A 17,181-nucleotide genomic window follows, 5' to 3' on the forward strand; every position below is an offset into this window, starting at 1 on the left:
CTTGTCCCGCGCCTCTTTCCCGCCTAACCATCCGCTGCATGAAAAAACTTTCCTCGACCCTGCGTACGCTCTGCCGTACCTTACTTGGCTGGTCTACCCTGACTAGTATGCTGGCCAGTGCTTCCACTGTGCAGGCACAAGCACCCGCGGCACCAGTTTCCATTCAAGTGGATTTGGCGAAGCCCAAAGGCCCGATGTACCCGATGTGGGCCTATTTCGGGTACGACGAGCCGAATTACACCTACATGAAGGACGGGCAAAAGCTGCTCACCGAGCTAGCCGCTCTGAGCCCCACCACCGTGTACGTGCGGGCCCACAATCTGCTAACCACCGGCGACGGGACGCCCGCCCTCAAGTGGGGCTCGACCAACGCCTACACCGAAGACAAAAAAGGCCGACCCATCTACAACTGGAAAATAGTCGACCAGATTTTCGATACGTACCTAGCGCGCGGCATGAAGCCCATTGCCCAAATCGGGTTTATGCCGGAGGCGTTGTCGTCGCACCCTACGCCGTATCGGCACTACTGGAAGCCCGGCAAACCCTACGACGACATTTATACCGGGTGGGCTTATCCGCCCAAAGACTACAAAAAATGGTCGGAGCTGGTATATCAGTGGGTGAAGCACTGCGTAGCGCGTTATGGCGAGGCGGAAGTGAAAAGCTGGCCGTGGGAGCTATGGAATGAGCCCAATATCGGCTACTGGAAAGGCACGCCCGAAGAGTACAGCAAGCTGTTTGACTACACCGAAGAGGCTGTGCACCGCGCCTGCCCCGGCATCCAACTCGGCGGCCCCGAAACCACCGGCCCTGGTTGGGACAAAGCCGCTACTTTCTTGAAAAACTTCCTACAGCACTGCGCCACCGGTACCAACTACGCCACCGGCAAAACCGGCACCCGCCTCGACTTTATCACCTTTCACGCCAAAGGCGGCCCCAAAGTGGTAGACGGCCATGTGCGCATGAACATGGGTACACAGCTTAAGGACCTCACCGAAGGCTTCAAAATCGTGGCCTCGTTTCCGCAGTACAAGAACTTGCCCATCATCATCGGCGAAAACGACCCCGAAGGCTGCGCAGCTTGCTCCGTAGACCTGAGCCCCGAAAATGCATACCGCAACGGCACCATGTATTCCAGCTACACGGCTTCTGCCTATTCCCACCTCTACGAGCTGGCCGACGAGTACAAGGTGAACCTGCTCGGCGTAGTAAGTTGGTCGTTTGAGTTTGAAAATCAGCCTTGGTTTGCTGGCTTCCGCGACTTAGCCACCAACGGCGTCGATAAGCCCGTGCTCAACGTGTTTCGGATGATGGGCCTCATGGGCGGGCAGCGCGTAGCTGTAAGCAACGCCAGCGCCCTCACGTTGCCTGAGCTGCGCGAAGGCATGCAAAGCCAGCGTGCCGACATCAGTGCCCTGGCTTCTACCAACGGCCGTTCCGCCAACGTGCTCGTCTGGAATTACCACAACGACGATCTACCTGCCGCCGCATCAGAGGTGGAAATCGAGCTGCAAAACCTAACCGCGCCGCAAGCCCTGGTCCAGCACTACCGCATCGACGGTGAGCACAGCAACTCCTACACCACGTGGCAGAAGATGGGCTCCCCGCAAAACGTATCGGCCGCCCAACGCACCGAGCTAGAGCAAGCCGGCCAACTCGCCCTGCTTGATTCGCCTACATGGGTGAAAACCAAAGACAACAAAACCACCCTGCGCTTCAAACTCCCCCGCCAAGGCGTGTCACTGCTGCACCTGACGTGGTAGTTGCGTAAGTGGCCTTGCCTTCATTAATCAAAAGGCCGTCATGCTGAGCGCAGTCGAAGCATCTCGCGTGCTGACGTCGGATTACTATTACAACATCAGCACGCGAGATGCTTCGGCTGCGCTCAGCATGACGGGCGTATATGCCTTTTCACAATTAGGCAAGTGCGCGAAGAAATTCCTGCCGGTATTTTACTTCGCCGGCTTCACGCCTTCGGTGGTCATTACTACGCGCTTGAGCGTGCCGTCTTTGTTGTAGTATAGGTAGTCGATGCAGACGGAGCGGCGAAAACTGCCGCCATCGGTGTTGATGGCGCCGTTGTGGTAAATGAAATACGACTGGCCTTTGAAGTCGATGATGGACTGGTGGTTGGTGTTGGAGTTGCCAGCTATTTCGTTCAGAATGCCCTTGTACTCCCAAGGGCCCTCAATCTTGCGGCTCATGGCGTACACTATCTTTTCGGGGAAGCCCGAAGCATACGAGAGGTAGTACCAGTCGCCGCGCTTGTGCACCCAAGGCGCTTCCGTGAAATTGGGCAAAGGCACTTTATTGATGGGGCCATCTAGCTCGGTCATGTTCGGCTTGAGCTTGGCGTAGTAGCACGTGGTGTTGCCCCAAAACAGGTAGGCCTGACCCTTTTCGTCGATCCAAACCGAGGGGTCGATGTCGGCCCAACTGATTTTGTCGTCGGGCGTCATGTCACTTGAAATCAGTGCCGAACCCCGAGCATCTTTGAAAGGGCCAGTGGGGCTATCAGATACGGCCACGCCAATGGCTTTGCCATTGATGGTGGCGTGCTCTACGGCGGCATACCAGTAGAACTTACCGTTGCGCTCAATTACTTGCGAAGCCCACGCATCATCTTTGGCCCACGTGAAATCTTTCACGGCGAGGGGCGAGGGGTGCTCGGTCCAGTTCACCATGTCGGTCGAGGAAAAGACAAGCCAGTCGTGCATCACATAGCGCTCTTGCCGGGCAGGGGCTTCGTCGTGGCCAGTATAGAGGTACACAGTGCCCTTGTGCACGAAGGCAGCCGGGTCGGCCGTGTACTTCTGCTTGATGATGGGGTTGCCAGTAGGGGCCGTAGAAGCCGGGTTTTGGGCCATAGCCGTGAAGGGTAAGGCCATCGTTCCCAGAATGCCAGCTAAGACAGCATAGCGGAACAAGGAAATCTCTTTTTTGTGGGAGTTCAGGGACATTCTGAAAAGGTAAAGAGTTACACAATCGATTGTTAAAACTAAGCAAAAAAACCGGCTTGGCACTAGCAGCACCAAGCCGGTTTTAGCCTAGTCGGTTGCTCGATTACTTGGCTTGCAACGTAGCCGCTTGCAGAGCCGTCAGCACGGTTTGCAGACCTTGCTCGGCATCAGCGCCGAGGTGAATGTGCAGCGTACGACGGTCGTAGTCGTGGAGGGCTTGCAGGTCACCGGCGGCTTGCGCGTTCTGGAACGTGCCGAAAGTGTACGAACGACCGGGTAAGGGCAGATCCTGCGGATGATCCTTGGTGAACTGCACAAACAAACCGGTGTTGGGGCCGCCTTTGTGGTACTGACCCGTAGAGTGCAAGAAGCGCGGGCCGTAGCCGGAAGCAGTAGCAATGTGCAGTTGCTCTTGTACTTGCGTGCGCAACTGAAGCAGGCTCTCGTTCAAGCTCGGCGTTTCGGTGAGGTAAGCTTGAAGGCAAAGGAAGTCGCCGGGCTTGGCTTGGTCGAAGAAAGCTTGCAGCACCTCGGCCGCGTCGGAGCCCGAAACGGAGGTGTAGTAGGCTACACCGTTTTCGGTTACCACAGGGGCGTCGCCTTGCGGCAGGCTTCCTTCCTTCTCTACCACTTTCATCAGCGCGTCGGTGGCCGTTTTGGCGGCTTGCACGTTGGGCTGGTCGAAGGGGTTGATTTCCAACACGGCGCTGGCTACAGCAATAGCTACTTCCCAACGGAAAAACTCCTGTCCGAAATCATAGGCATCCTTGATGGTGATGCGCACTACAGGATGGCCGGCTTGCTCTAGCGCTTGCAATGCCTGCTTGTTGGCGTCGTCGGCTTCGTTTTCGTAGCTGACATACACAAACACCCGGTCATTGCCGTACAGCGCAGGCTCACGCACGGGCTCACCGGCAATCGGCATGATGCCGGTGCCTTGCTTGCCGGTGCTTTCGGCCGTCAGCTGCTCCAGCCACAGCCCGAAGCTGCTCAACGACTCCGGCACAATCAGGGTCAGTTTGTCGCGGCCTTGCTTGGCCAGTACGCCAAGCGCTACACCTAGCTCCAGGCCAGGGTTTTGCTCTACGGCGCCGTAGGCACCACACGCGCGCATCATCAGGACGGCGCGCTCCAGAATTTCGCCGGTGCTCAAGCCGTACATGGCGGCGGGTACCAAGCCGAAGTACGTGAGGGCCGAGAAACGGCCGCCCACTTCGGCAAAGTTCAGGAAGATGTGGCGGTAGCCCTGCGCCGTAGCCGAAGCCACGAACTTGGAACCGGGGTCCGTGATGGCCACGAAGTTTTCGCCGGCTTTGTCGCCTTTAATCTGCTTTACCTTGTCATAGAAATAGTCGCCGAAAGCCAGCGGTTCGGCCGTAGTGCCCGATTTGCTAGCCACGATGAACAGCGTGTCGGCCAGCGGCACTGATTCTTCAATTTGGCGCACTGTGCTCGGGTCGGTGGTATCCAACACTGATACGGGCAGGCCGCTCTCGCCTTGCTCGAAGCTTTCTTTGAACACAATCGGGGCCATGGTGCTGCCGCCCATGCCCATCACGACTACGTGCTTGAAGCCCGCATCTTTCACTTCCTGCGCAAACTGCTCGATGGCGGGCACGGCCGATACCATCGTTTCGGCTACGCGCAACCAGCCCATGAAGCTGCGGATGCTTTCCTGCCCTTCGGCGTCCTGCACCCACAAATCAGCTTGCTTGTTCCAGAAGCCTTCCGTGAAATTCTTGGTGTTGAACTCTTGAACTTTGGCGTCTACATCAGCCTGATACTGACCGAGTGACAATGCAGCAGGGGCCGTAGTTTGCTCTAGAGCCTCCAAGCGCTTCTTCTCCAACGACGCCATCAGCTTGCCGAAAGGCTCGTTGAATTTCTTGGCACCGTCGATTTCCAGGGCGTTGGTTTGCTCTTCCAGGTCGATGCCCAATTCAGGCAAGCGGCGCAGCACTTCAGCGGCTTTGTCGAGACCTTCTTCCAAGCGGGCGGCGGGTTGGCCTTTCTCGCGGAAAATGTCCAGGGTTTCGGTCGGCACGGTGTTCACCGTTTTCGGCCCGATCAGGTTCTCGATGTACTTTAGGTCGTCGTACTTCGGGTTTTTGTTGCCGGTGCTGGCCCACAACAGGCGCTGCGTGTCGGCACCTTGCGCTTGCAGAGCCTCCCAACGCGGGCCTTGGAATATCTCCTTGTAGATTTGGTAGGCTTGCTTGGCGCTGGCCAAGGCAACTTCGCCCACCATTGATTGGGCTAGTTCGCCTTTCTCACCGCCTTCAGCGGCAAGTTTCTCCAGCATCGGGTCGATCAGCACGTCGATGCGGCTGAGGAAGAAGCTAGCTACCGAGTCGATGTTGTCGAGGGGCAGGCCGGCTTTCACCCGGTCTTCGAGGCCCGCAATGTAGGCTTCGGCCACTAGGCGGTAGCGCTCCAAGCCGAAAATCAATGTCACGTTGACGTTAATACCTTCGGCGATGAGGCGGCGGATAGCGGGCAGACCTTCCAGCGTAGCGGGCACCTTGATCATCACGTTCGGACGGTCTACGGCTTTCCAAAAGCGCATGCCTTCCTCGATGGTGCCTTCAGTGTCGTTGACCAAAGCCGGCGATACTTCCAGGCTGACGTAGCCATCAGAAGAGTTGTCGTGGCTGTCGTAGAGTGGGCGGAACAGGTCGCAGGCGTGCTGCACGTCCGCAATGACCATCTCCGTGTAGATTTCGTCGGCGGTTTTGTTTTGCAACGCTAAGCTGCGGATAGCCGCGTCGTAGTCGTCGGAGCCGCCGATAGCCTTCTCGAAAATGGCCGGGTTGGACGTAACGCCGCGCAACGCCTCGTGGTCGATGCGGCGCTTCAACTCGCCGTTAATCAGAATTTTGCGACGAATGAAGTCAAGCCAGATGCTTTGATCAAACTCGCGGATGGCAACTAATGGGTTCATGACAAAAGAATAGAGTAGAAAGGAATGGGTGTAAGCGGCAGCAGTGTGCTACCCCTTACGAAACCACTTGCTTTTGGTCTTCTTCGGCGGGCTGTTCTTGCAATACCGAGTGGGCAGTTTTCACTACGTTTTCCACCGTAAAGCCGAATTCCTCGAACAGGTACTCCGCCGGAGCCGACTCGCCGAAGCGGTTCATGCTGATGCTGGTGCCCTCATCGGTAGCGTACTTAGCCCAACCGATAGGCGAACCTGCCTCAATGGTCACGCGCTTGCGCACCGAAGGCGGTAGTACTTGCTGCTTATACGCCTTGTCTTGCTTCTCGAACAACTCCCACGACGGCATGCTCACCACGCGGGTTGCCACACCTTCGCCTTGCAGCGCCTTCTGCGACTCCAGCGCCAAGCTCACTTCCGAGCCAGTAGCAATGAGGATAAGCTGAGGCGTGCCACCTTCGGCTTCGCTCAAGATATAAGCGCCTTTGGCTACGCCTTCGCGAGCCGAGCCGAGTACCGTCTGGTCGAAAATCGGCAGTTTCTGGCGCGACAAAATCAGGCAGACTGGCGACTTCGGGGTGGTCATGGCAATGCGCCAGGCTTCGGTGGTTTCGTTGGCGTCGCCGGGACGCAGCACTACAATGTTCGGGATGGTCCGCAACGATACCACTTGCTCGATGGGCTGGTGCGTCGGGCCGTCTTCGCCCAAACCGATGCTGTCGTGGGTGAAGACGAATGTGGCAGCCGATTCGGCTAGGGCCGTGAGGCGGATAGCGCCGCGCATGTAGTCGGAGAAGGTGAGGAAAGTACCGCCGTAGGTGCGCACACCCGCGTGCTGCGACATGCCGTTCATGATGCCGCCCATGGCGTGCTCACGTACGCCAAACCAGATGTTGCTGCGCTCGTAGTGGCCGGGCTGGAAACTGTCGTCGCCCGACTTGTCCATTTCATTGGAAGAAGCCAAGTCGGCTGAACCGCCGAACATAAACGGCACGGCTTTCTTGATAGCCGTCAGGGCCTTGCCGGACGCTTGGCGGGTGGCTAGCTCGCCATCAGCGGGCGTGTAAACGGGCAGGTCCTTGTCCCAACCTTCGGGTAGTTCACCGTTGAAGGAAACGTGGAACTGCTGCGCCTCGGCCTGGAATTCTTGCTCGTACTGCTTGAACTTGGCGTCCCACTCTTTCTGCAACTCGGCGCCTTGCTGGCCGGGCTTGCTCAGGTGCTCGTACACTTCGGCCGGCACTACGAAGCTAGCCTCGGGGTCCCAACCGAAAAACTCTTTGGCTTTCTTTACATTGTCGGGGCCGAGCGGGCTGCCGTGGGCCTTGTTGGTGCCCGCCAGTGGCGAACCGAAGCCGATGATGGTCTTGATCGAGATAATCGAGGGCTTGTCTTTCTCTTCCTGCGCGGCTTTGATGGCAGCCTCGATTTCGTCGAGGTTGTTGCCGTCCAGCACGTGCTGCGTGTGCCAGCCGTACGCCTCGAAGCGCTTCATGGCATCTTCGGTGTAGGCCAGGCTAGTAGGGCCGTCGAGCGAAATGTCGTTGTCGTCGTAGAGGTAGATGAGCTTGCCTAACTTCAAGTGGCCCGCTAGCGAAGCGGCTTCCGAAGCAATGCCTTCCATCAGGTCACCGTCGCTCACGATAGAGTAGGTGTAGTGGTCTACTACGTCGTGGCCGGGCTTGTTGTACACGGCGGACAGATGCGCTTCGGCCATGGCCATACCCACACCATTGGCAAAGCCCTGGCCCAACGGACCCGTCGTTACCTCGATACCAGGCGTCACGTTCGACTCGGGGTGACCGGGTGTGCGGGCGCCGGGCTGACGGAACTTCTTCAGTTCGTCCATCGGTAAATCGTAGCCATACAAATGCAGCAGGCTATAAATCAGCGCCGAGCCGTGGCCCGCCGACAGCACAAACCGGTCCCGGTTCGGCCACTTGGGGTCTTGGGGGTTGAAGCGCAAAAATCGCGAAAACAACACGTAAGCCATCGGCGCAGCGCCGAGCGGCAAGCCAGGGTGACCGGAGTTGGCGGCCTGTACCATATCCACCGACAGCAGGCGGATGGTGTTTACACTTTGCTGATCGAGGGAAGCAGAAGGATTACTCATGAGGAAGTGAAGAAGGGGTGTATGTGCTTGGTTGTGTGATGAGTGCGTACATCTTTTCCGCGTTTGGTAAGATGGATGCGGTTATTTTTTGTGGTGCTGCTAAGCTAAACAAGCAAGTCCATGAATGAGCTTATACGCTTATGCAAGGCGCGTTGCCCACGCACAAAGGAAACAAGTTCTGCTTGGTGGCACGAGCTAGTAGGTAGGCTCAACAGGAATATCCGTTGCGAAGCGCTTTTTCGGCGACCTATATTCCATTATGCAAAGAAGAGTATTTCCTAATTTATCCTGCCGACCGGAATCGATTCAGTGGAAAAATAACTTGATTTTTTAGGGTTTTACCACCGGCCAGCCCTGCGCGTCCCACGTCATTTTCTCGATTCGGAGCTTGGGGCGGCCTTTATCAGCGCCGTCGTAACCGTGGAAAACAAGGTAATCGGTGTTGTCGAAAGTGTAGGCGGAATTGTGGCCCACGCCGAACCAGTTTTTATCGCCTTCTAGTACCAACGTGCCGCCGCCTTGCTCCAAACCGGTGCCTGCCTTGTCGATATAAGGGCCGGTGACGCTTTTCGAGCGGCCTACCATCATCTTATAGGTGCTTTGGGGGCCGCGGCAGCAGTAGTCAAACGACACGAAAAGATAATAGTAGCCGTTCTTTTTGAAAACGAAAGGACCCTCAATGGCGGCATCGCCGGGCAGCGAATCGGTGAGCTTTTGGTCGCGGGGGCGGGCGGCCACAGTGCGCCAGCGCTCGGGCTGGGCCGGCGCAGTGAGGTCGGGGCGGAGCTGTACGAGCTTCATACCATCCCAAAAGGAGCCGAACACCATCCAAGGCGTACCCGCTTCGTCGCGGACCAAGTTGGGGTCAATGGCGTTCCACATGTCGCGCCCCGGCACCGACTGAATGACCTTGCCTTTGTCGACCCACTTATAATCGGGCGAGGCGGGGTCAAGCGTCTTGTTGGTAGCGAGTCCGATGCAAGACGTGTTTTTGCCGAACGCCGAAACCGAGTAGAACAAGTAATACACCCCGTTGTGAAACGAAATGTCGGGGCCCAAATGTGGCCTTTGAAACTCGGTATGGCCTTCACTGCCCACTCCGGCGGCGTATCGAACACCGGTTTTTCCTGCTTCCACGTCTTCATGTCTTTCGATGACCACATGGCAATACCTCGGCCAGTGCAGAACATGTAGTAGGTGCCGTTTTGCCGGATCATTACCGGATCGTGAGCGGAGATAAGCGGAGTTTGGGTTTGCTGTGCTTGCGCAGCAAACCCAACAAGCAGGAACATTAAGTAGAGTAGGAATTTCATGGGTGGGAAGGACAACATTAACGATTGTGTAATTTGTGCATAGATACTTAAATTCAGGATAGGTGTGGCAACTTGTCCAAAGGGATGTTCAGATATACCAATCGTTTACTACGCTACTATCTGATAATCAGGCGCAGCGCGCGGATGACCTTCTTGCGCAGTTAACTTCTGTAGCTTGTTCTTTACAAAGCACCTACAATGCTGAAAACTAGTCTTGCTAGCTTATCTATTGGATAAGAGAACTGAGTTTATTCGTGTATGATGGCCTTTTGATATTGTCCTTTCATAAGCTAATTGACTGGCTAGCAATCGATACTACTGAAAAGCGTGGTACACTTTAAACTATAAACACAATCGTTTGTGCTTAATTGGTGGCATTTCCCTATACTTACTAAGCATTCCTCAGCTTAATTTGGATTGGCTTTTCAACTGCTTTTCCTACGCTCCCGCAAAATGGCTGCTTGTTAGTGGATAACAGTTGCGGGTCTATCAGTCTTGCTTTTTGGGGTATGGTATGCTATGTCTAGCCTTCCGTCGTTAGGACGAATAGCAGACTCTAAGTAGTCGTTGACTAGCTCAACGAGCTAGAAGCAAATCCCAGACACTGAAGAGCGCGTGTTTGAAAATTGTCTTTTTGCGTAGTGGTGCTACTCTACCACAAGGGCTAAACAGTGATGCTGCAGCCTCAGGGGTACAGACAAGGCAGTAAAAGGCCGCAGAATGTATTAAAAAAGCTTGCACACCGTCTCTAAAAGCGCAGTAGCTTTACGCAAAGTAATTATACAGTGAAATAATATGGCCCCACGCGGTAAAAAGATTAATGACCTGGCAAGCGTACAAAGCAGTCCGGTGTCTATGTCCGATCTGGCGCGCGAGTTGGGGGTATCTATGACCACTATTTCGCGTGCTCTTAGCGACCACCACAGCATCGGACCGGCCACCAAGCAAAAGGTGATTAAGCTAGCCAAGAAGCTCAATTATCAACCTAATCACTTAGCAGCAGCGCTTCGCAAGGGAAAAAGCAAATTGCTAGGCGTAATTGTGCCCTACATCGAGGGCCGCTTTTTCCCGTCGGTGGTGCACGGCATCGAAAGTGCCGCTAGCAAAGCCGGCTACAGCGTTATTATTTGCCAATCCAATGAAGATGTAGCGCACGAGCGCAAGAATATCGAAACGCTGCTGAGCGCGCAGGTAGCAGGTATTATGGTGTCGCTTTCGCGCACTACGCTGGACTTCAAGCATTTCGACAAAGTTCGCAAGCGGGGTATTCCGCTGGTGTTTTTCGACCGCACCATGGAAGGCGACAATGTGAATGCCGTGGTGCTCAACGACCGGGATGGTGGCTTTCAGTCGACGAAACACCTGCTACAACAGGGTTGTAAGCGCGTGGCGCACTTTGCTGGTTTGCAACATCTGAACATCTACAAAAACCGTCGGCAGGGCTACCTCGATGCGCTGCAACTCTACGGGCTGCCTCACGACGAAGAACTAATTGTGTACTGTGACATGACGCTGGAGGAAGGCATGGCCGGCATGCAGCGTTTGCTGGAACTGCCAAACCCGCCCGATGCCGTGTTTTCTGCCGGCGACTCCTCGTTGCTCGGGGCTTTGCAACTGCTCAAGCAGCGGGGTATCCGGGTGCCGCAGGATGTGGCCCTGGCCGGGTTCAGCAACGAAGCCTTTACGGCCATCACCGAGCCTATGCTAACTTCTGTGGATCAGCGTTGTGAGGAAATGGGACAGGCGGCCGTTCGGCTGTTTCTGGAACTAGTAGAAGCTAAAGGCAGCCCGTTTTCGCATCGGCAAGTGGTGCTGCAACCGGAGCTGTTTATTCGGGACTCTTCGTTGCACCAAAACAAAGAGTAGGTGTGGTGTAAGTGCGGTTGGAATACGAAATTGATTTATTAACCAAAGCGGGTGCAACAATTTTTGCTGTTTGTAGATACGGAAACCACTGGCCTGCCTTCGGGTTGGACCAAACCGTATTCGGTGGAGCGTAACTGGCCTAGTATTGCACAGCTGGCTTGGGTGGTGTATACGTTGGAGGGCGAGCTGGTCAAAACCGAAAACCACTACATCCGTGTGCCGGCCGGCCGAATGCGGCCATCGGCCACGGCAATTCATGGCCTTACCCCAACTTTCCTGGAGCAGCACGGCGAAGCTTGTCCGACGATAATGCAGCGCTTTTTCAATGATTTGCGCACCTATTGCCCGTTGGTGGTAGGCCACTACATGCGCCTTGATTTTCATATGATAGGGGTGGAGTTCTACCGGACGGGCCTGCCCAACTTACTGGCCGAACTGCCCACCCTGTGCACCATGCAAACCAGCCAGCGGCAGGCACAAGCCCAAGAGCGCAGTTTTCTGCGCCTAGGCGAGTTGCACGAGTATCTATTCAAGGAGCCCATGGTCCGGCAACACGATGCGCTAATTGATGCGCAGGCCACGGCCCGCTGCTTTTTCGAGCTGCGCCGGCTCGGCGACCTCAGCGACGAAACCATTTCTGCGCAGCCTCAACTCTCGGTGCCTTCCGCCGAAGCGGGTATGTTTGAGCGGTACCGGTCGTTGTGGCTCTTGTTTTTGCTGGTAGCCGGGGTACTTTCACTGCTGTTCTTTTGGCTCTATGGATAACCGCTTAGAATTTTTAAAAACGGTAACCCCTTTCAACCTGCTGCCCGAGGATGTGCTGCTTGGGGTGGTGGGCTTGCTGCAAGAAGTACGCTACACCAAGGAAACCCTGATTTATCAGCAAGACTCGTCGAAGCTGCGCAGCCTCGACATCATCGTGGCTGGGGCGTACGAAGCCTTCTTCTACGACAGTGAGCAAAACAAGCGCTTGCCCGAAACCTTGCGTGCCGGTGCCTGCTACGGCGGACAGTCTATCTTGCTCAACAAAAAACGCTCGATTCGGACGGTAATAGCCCAAAAGGGCACCGTCGTCTACGCGCTGCCCCGCCGCGACTTTCGGGCGCTGTGCCTGGCTTATCCGGCTTTCTTCCACTTCTTCACGGCGCTCTACGGCGAGCGGATGCTCAACGAGGAGTACGCCCATTTCGTGAAACCCACATCGGGCGGGAAGAAAACTTTATTGCGGCCGACCAGATGTACTCGCGCAAAATCGAGACGCAGGAGGTGCGCGAAATAGTGGCCGTGCCGCACGATACGCCTATTTATCAGGCCGCGCAGCAAATGGCCGCCGCCAAAGTCAGCTGTGCCTTCGTGACCGACAGTCAAGGCGAAATCATCGGCTACCTCACCGACATTACCCTGCGCGACAACGTGATAGCGCGGCAGCTTGATGCCACCCACCCGGTGTCCGAAGTGGTGGATACGCCCATAGTCTCCATCAACAACGAAGCCTATGTATATGAGGCCATTCTGTTGATGTTCCAAACCAAAACCCGGTACCTGCTGGTCGAGAAAGGCGGCCACTACATTGGGTTTCTGAGCCGCAACAAGCTGCTGAGCGACTTGGCGCAGTCACCGTTCATGTTCATTCAGGCGGTGAAGTCGGCGCAGAGCATGCAGGAATTGAAGCGGCGCTGGGAAACGGTGCCCGAAATTGTCAATCAGCTGCTGAGCCGGGGCGTGAAGCCCGAAATTGTGAACCAGGTGATTACCACCGTGGCCGATACCATTGCGCTGAAAGTGATTGAGGGCGTGCTTGCCGAGCACGGACCCGCGCCGGCCAAGTTTGTGTTTATGGTGCTAGGCAGCGAAGGCCGGAAAGAGCAAACCCTGCTCACCGACCAAGACAACGCCATCATCTACGAAGACAAAGCCAATGAACAGCGCGAACTGGTACGGGCCTATTTTCTGCGCTTCGCCGAAGCCGTTTCCGATCAGCTCAACCACATTGGCTTAAGCTTTTGCACCGGTGGCTTCATGGCCAAAAACCACAAGTGGACGCACTCCTTGTCGCACTGGAAACGCAATTATAACAGTTGGATGAGCGAGTCGAATGCCGAGACAGTTATGAAATTCTCGACGTTTTTCGACTGCCGCTACCTCTACGGCGAGGCGGCCATCATGGAGGAATTGCAGGCGTTTATGGGCGAAGTACTGCAAGGGCCAGTCGAGCGGTTCTTCTACTACATGGCCAACAATGCGCTGCAATACGAGCCACCCCTGACGTTTTTCCGCAATTTCCGCACCTTCACGCAGGGCACTCAGCAGGTGTTTGACTTAAAGAAAACGATGACGCCTATCGTAGATTTGGTGCGGGTGTATGCTCTCAAACACCAAATTTTCAAAACCAACACTGGCGAGCGGCTGCAAGAGCTGCGTGAGCGAGGCGTATTCACCGAGAAAGAGTACCAGGAATTGTTCCAGGCGTATTATTACCTCATGGGCATGCGCTTGAAAAAGCAAGCCCGCCAGCTCATCAACGACCGGATTCCGCCCACCAACTACCTCGACCCCAAAGTCCTGACGCAGGTAGAACAAGTCACTCTCAAGGAGATTTTCAAGGTGATAGCCGACTTCCAACTACGCATCAAGGTTGCCTTCACCAAGACGCTGTAAAAACATCAACTTAAAGTAAAAGGCTCGTCCCACATTGCGTGGGACGAGCCTTTTATATAGCTACTTGTCGATGACGCGGATGCTGACGCGCCGGTTTAGAGAGCGGCCATCCGGGGTTTCGTTGCTGGCAATATTGTCAAGGGAACCGTAACCCACGGCCTCTATGCTTTTCGGATCAACCCCAAACTTGATGAGCGTCGCCCGGGCCGATTCCGCCCGTTCGCGGCTGAGCTTCAAGTTGAAGCTAGGGTTGCCGGAATTGTCGGTGTAGCCGCCCACACGCACTTTGGCGTTGGGGAACGTCTTCAGAATGCTGGCCACGTTCGACAACTGCCACATCGATTCGTTGGTAAGCACGGCCTTGCTGGACTCGAAATAGATTCGGTCGAAGCCAATCCAGCCTTTCGTGGGGCTTTCCTTGTCGACTTCAATGGTGGGGTCGACAAGAAATTGGTAGAGCTTGTTTTCGGTGGAATTAGCCCCGATTATTTGCTGTAACCCGTCCTTGAGCTTTAGCACAGCCGGCACCCCGGCATCGCCATACACATATCCGCCACCCGACCGGTCGAACTGGCCGTTGGCCGTGAGAGCCGCTGGATTGTTGGGGTCCCACACGCCTTTGTTGCCCACGTTTGAGGTAGAAGTGGCGTAGCTTTCATTGGTGGAGCTGACAGTGGCCGTGTAGGTGCTTGCTTTCTTGGTTTCGCTGCCTATGATGTAGCCGAGTTCAGCTGTAGCCACTACTAGGGCCGCAATCAGCCATTTGTTGGTAGTAGAAACAGTAGATACCGGTCGAGGCTTGGGGGTAGTTTCGTGGGTTAGGGTGGGCAGCCATTGCTCTTGCACCGGAAGCAGCGCCGGTTGAGTGGTCACCGGGGCGGCATCTCGCGCGACAAGGTTTGCAAGGACTGCGCTAAGTCATCGGGTCCCCATTGGTTGGCGGCCACTTGTTTGCCTAGCATCCCGAGTGTCACAGGAACTACCAAGTTGATTAGGTCAACAACCGTGTTCTGCTGAATACCAGTGGTGGATACTACGCTGTTTATCGTGCCGAAATACCGATCCTTCTGCACGGACTTAACCAATTCTGCTCCGCGCTCGGGCATTAGGGCTAATTCTGGCTGGGCATTCTCTACATTTAATACGTCTAGCTGGCTGGCCTCATTGGCCATATTATACACAGCTTGCTGGCCGCCCGTTTGTTCGCTTAGCTCAGCCAGGTTGTTCATTACCAAAGTGATAACTCGCGGTAAAGCCAGCTTTGTGCTTATTTCCTGCTCGACCCCAACCCCGTTTACATTAATGAGGTTGTTGCGCAGGATGAAGCGTTTGACATCTTCCGCTAAATTTTCGCTTGTTATCATAGGATAGGGGACGTGTTGGAACAGGAAAATCCAATTAAATATCGGATTAACATTAACTTCTACCTACGGCACTTAGCGCCAGGCAGATTGAAGCCGCGCCGTTTATGAATATAATATGCTGGTTGTTAAATACATAACCTAAGGGAAGTGCTCCATAATAAATAGACAACTAGTACTCGCAACTGCCCAGATCCCAAGCAAGGGTCACCACGTCAACCCCACATTTCTTCACTGTAAGCCGAATGGTATAAAGTCGGCTTTAAAACCATTAAGAAGTCATTTCGAGCTAGGTCAGCAAACTTTACGCTGCCACACAACACAACCAGCCAGCATGTTGATCTGGCAGTCAAATGGGCAAAAGCGGGTGGGGTAATGTTTGGTGTTACAGCAGGTTGCGCAACGATGAGCCACGAACCTCGATTTGGGGCTTGAGCATGATACGTTGAGGTGAGTAATTGTCAGTACGCTTGTGCATTTGCAGAAACAGACGCACGGCGGCTTCTCCCATTAGTTCGCCTCGCTGCTCCACCGAAGTTAGGCGAGGTGAAATCAACGTAGTGAAAGGCTCATTGCTAAAGCCAGAAAGGGCAATGTCCTGCGGTACCCGGATGTTACGCTCCTGCAGAACTTCCAGTGCGCCCACCGCTGGCATGTCGTACGACGAGAATACGGCGTCGGGGGGTGAGTCGAGTTGCAGGAACTGGTTCATGCCTTCGGCGCCCGCCGCCTTACTTAAGTTGGGCAACTGAAAAACCAACTCGGGGTCGAGGAGCAAGCCAAAGGATTCGAGAGCATCAACGTAGCCTTCGAAACGGTTTTTGTTGATGTTTAGGTGCTGAGGGCCCGAGAAAAAGGCAATGCGCTTACAGCCTTGCTCTACCAGATGCTTCACCACCCCGAAAGCGCCTTGGTGGTCGTCGAGCACGACGGCATTAGTGGTGGGCAAGTCGGGCATACGGTCGAAAAAAACCAACGGGATACCCTTGTTTTGCACCTTCTCGAAATGCTGGTAGTCGTGGGTGGTACTCGACATCGAAATCAGGATGCCCTCAACTTGCGCATTCATCAGCATTTTCAAGTTGGCACGCTCTTGTTTTACGTCCTCGTTGGATTGGCAAAGCATAACGTGGAAGCCAGCCTTCGAGGCCATCTTCTCGATGCCGTGCATGACAGTGGGAAAGAAGTAACCGCTGATATGAGGTACTACCACGCCCAGAATGCCACTATGCCCTTTGCGCAGGCCCGCCGCCAAGTGGTTGGGCTGGTAGTTGAGCTTGATAGCCATCTGCCGAACCCGCTCCTTGGTATCCTCCCGAATATTGGCATGGTCGCTTAGAGCCCGCGAAACCGTTGATACAGCTAGGCCTAGGTGCGTCGCAATGGTCGTAATGGAAGCCTGCTTGTTAGCCAATGTAGTAGCGGTTTGAATACCAGGGCTGCTTTATCTATAGTAATGGTTGGGGCTGGCAGACGCAGCGCAGCTTGCCTGCCCAAGCGCTGCGTCTGCCAGCCCAACTCACTCAATATTCAGATATGGATAGCCGTAACCTGTTGAAGGCTGCATCAAGCTACCTAAATATGCCAAAGTAAATAAAAGCCTGCCGGAATTGATTACCTACTTGCCGAGCTTCGTGCTTGTCTGCCGTTGCTCGATTACGAGCCTGAGCCTAGTTCAGCTTCCGATAGAGCCGAAAAGAATAGAGGCAACCGCAGTGATTCGAGTGCTGGCAGAAACAATGACTTTCTAGGTTTTGGCCGTGCATTCCTTTTGCACAAGCTCATGCCAAAGACGGCTAAAACGATTCTGTGAAAAGCTTATGGGTATGCGGCTAATGTGTATTATTACGCGCCTTTGTAGTACTTCTTCTTAATAGAGGGGGCACAAACAACTGGTTTAAAAAATAGGTGAGTTAGTGCTGTTGGTTGTTTTTGAAACTTCCGACGCTATTTCATAGGTGGCTAAAACAGCGCC

11 protein-coding genes and 1 pseudogene are annotated in these 17,181 nt (G+C 54.9%); 5 read left to right on the top strand and 7 right to left on the bottom strand.

Annotated elements, in window-relative coordinates:
- The first annotated feature begins 38 nt into the window (after positions 1-38).
- Positions 39-1,763, top strand: a complete 1,725-nt coding sequence (locus tag MUN86_RS06840; RefSeq protein ID WP_375379474.1) for a GH39 family glycosyl hydrolase — start codon at positions 39-41, stop codon at positions 1,761-1,763.
- Between the two features lie 189 nt (positions 1,764-1,952).
- On the opposite strand, the gene MUN86_RS06845 is transcribed toward MUN86_RS06840, so the two are convergent.
- The 4 genes and pseudogenes from MUN86_RS06845 to MUN86_RS06860 all read right to left on the bottom strand — a co-directional run bounded on the left by MUN86_RS06845 (position 1,953) and on the right by MUN86_RS06860 (position 9,339).
- Positions 1,953-2,960 carry a glycoside hydrolase family 43 protein gene (locus MUN86_RS06845; protein WP_245123336.1) on the bottom strand — a complete coding sequence of 336 codons (1,008 nt, stop codon included), beginning with the start codon at positions 2,958-2,960 and terminating at the stop codon, positions 1,953-1,955.
- Positions 2,961-3,063: 103 nt separating this feature from the next.
- Positions 3,064-5,901, bottom strand: coding sequence for a bifunctional transaldolase/phosoglucose isomerase (locus tag MUN86_RS06850; protein WP_245123337.1), 2,838 nt, complete (start codon positions 5,899-5,901; stop codon positions 3,064-3,066).
- Positions 5,902-5,956: 55 nt separating this feature from the next.
- Positions 5,957-8,008: a transketolase gene (tkt, locus tag MUN86_RS06855; protein WP_245123339.1), complete on the bottom strand. Its 2,052-nt coding sequence runs from the start codon at positions 8,006-8,008 to the stop codon at positions 5,957-5,959.
- 330 nt (positions 8,009-8,338) lie between these two features.
- Positions 8,339-9,339: pseudogene (locus tag MUN86_RS06860) on the bottom strand (arabinan endo-1,5-alpha-L-arabinosidase).
- Between the two features lie 837 nt (positions 9,340-10,176).
- On the opposite strand from MUN86_RS06860, the gene MUN86_RS06870 reads away from it, so the two are divergent.
- From MUN86_RS06870 to MUN86_RS06885, 4 genes are read left to right on the top strand one after another with little or no spacing between them, the layout of a single operon-like run.
- Positions 10,177-11,187, top strand: a complete 1,011-nt coding sequence (locus MUN86_RS06870) for a LacI family DNA-binding transcriptional regulator (protein ID WP_245123344.1) — start codon at positions 10,177-10,179, stop codon at positions 11,185-11,187.
- Positions 11,188-11,238: 51 nt separating this feature from the next.
- The gene (locus tag MUN86_RS06875) at positions 11,239-11,952 is read left to right on the top strand and encodes a 3'-5' exonuclease (RefSeq protein WP_245123347.1); all 714 of its coding nucleotides are present in this window, start codon (positions 11,239-11,241) and stop codon (positions 11,950-11,952) included.
- The gene (locus tag MUN86_RS06880) at positions 11,945-12,466 is read left to right on the top strand and encodes a cyclic nucleotide-binding domain-containing protein (RefSeq protein WP_245123349.1); all 522 of its coding nucleotides are present in this window, start codon (positions 11,945-11,947) and stop codon (positions 12,464-12,466) included. The genes MUN86_RS06875 and MUN86_RS06880 overlap by 8 nt, the downstream gene beginning before the upstream one ends.
- Positions 12,424-13,845: a DUF294 nucleotidyltransferase-like domain-containing protein gene (locus MUN86_RS06885; protein ID WP_245123352.1), complete on the top strand. Its 1,422-nt coding sequence runs from the start codon at positions 12,424-12,426 to the stop codon at positions 13,843-13,845. The genes MUN86_RS06880 and MUN86_RS06885 overlap by 43 nt, the downstream gene beginning before the upstream one ends.
- 60 nt (positions 13,846-13,905) lie before the next feature.
- Here the strand turns inward: MUN86_RS06885 and MUN86_RS06890 are convergent, their stop codons facing one another.
- The 3 genes from MUN86_RS06890 to MUN86_RS06900 form a co-directional block, all read right to left on the bottom strand.
- Positions 13,906-14,718 (bottom strand): OmpA family protein, encoded by an 813-nt coding sequence (locus MUN86_RS06890; RefSeq protein WP_245123355.1) that lies wholly within the window; start codon positions 14,716-14,718, stop codon positions 13,906-13,908.
- Positions 14,715-15,209, bottom strand: coding sequence for a DUF937 domain-containing protein (locus MUN86_RS06895; protein WP_245123358.1), 495 nt, complete (start codon positions 15,207-15,209; stop codon positions 14,715-14,717). Before MUN86_RS06895 ends, MUN86_RS06890 begins: the two co-directional genes overlap by 4 nt.
- A 382-nt stretch (positions 15,210-15,591) precedes the next feature.
- Complete coding sequence (locus MUN86_RS06900; protein ID WP_245123361.1) at positions 15,592-16,620, bottom strand: LacI family DNA-binding transcriptional regulator; 1,029 nt, start codon at positions 16,618-16,620, stop codon at positions 15,592-15,594.
- Positions 16,621-17,181 lie beyond the last annotated feature (561 nt).

This window comes from Hymenobacter volaticus (assembly GCF_022921055.1).
GTDB classification, from domain to species: Bacteria; Bacteroidota; Bacteroidia; order Cytophagales; family Hymenobacteraceae; genus Hymenobacter; species Hymenobacter volaticus.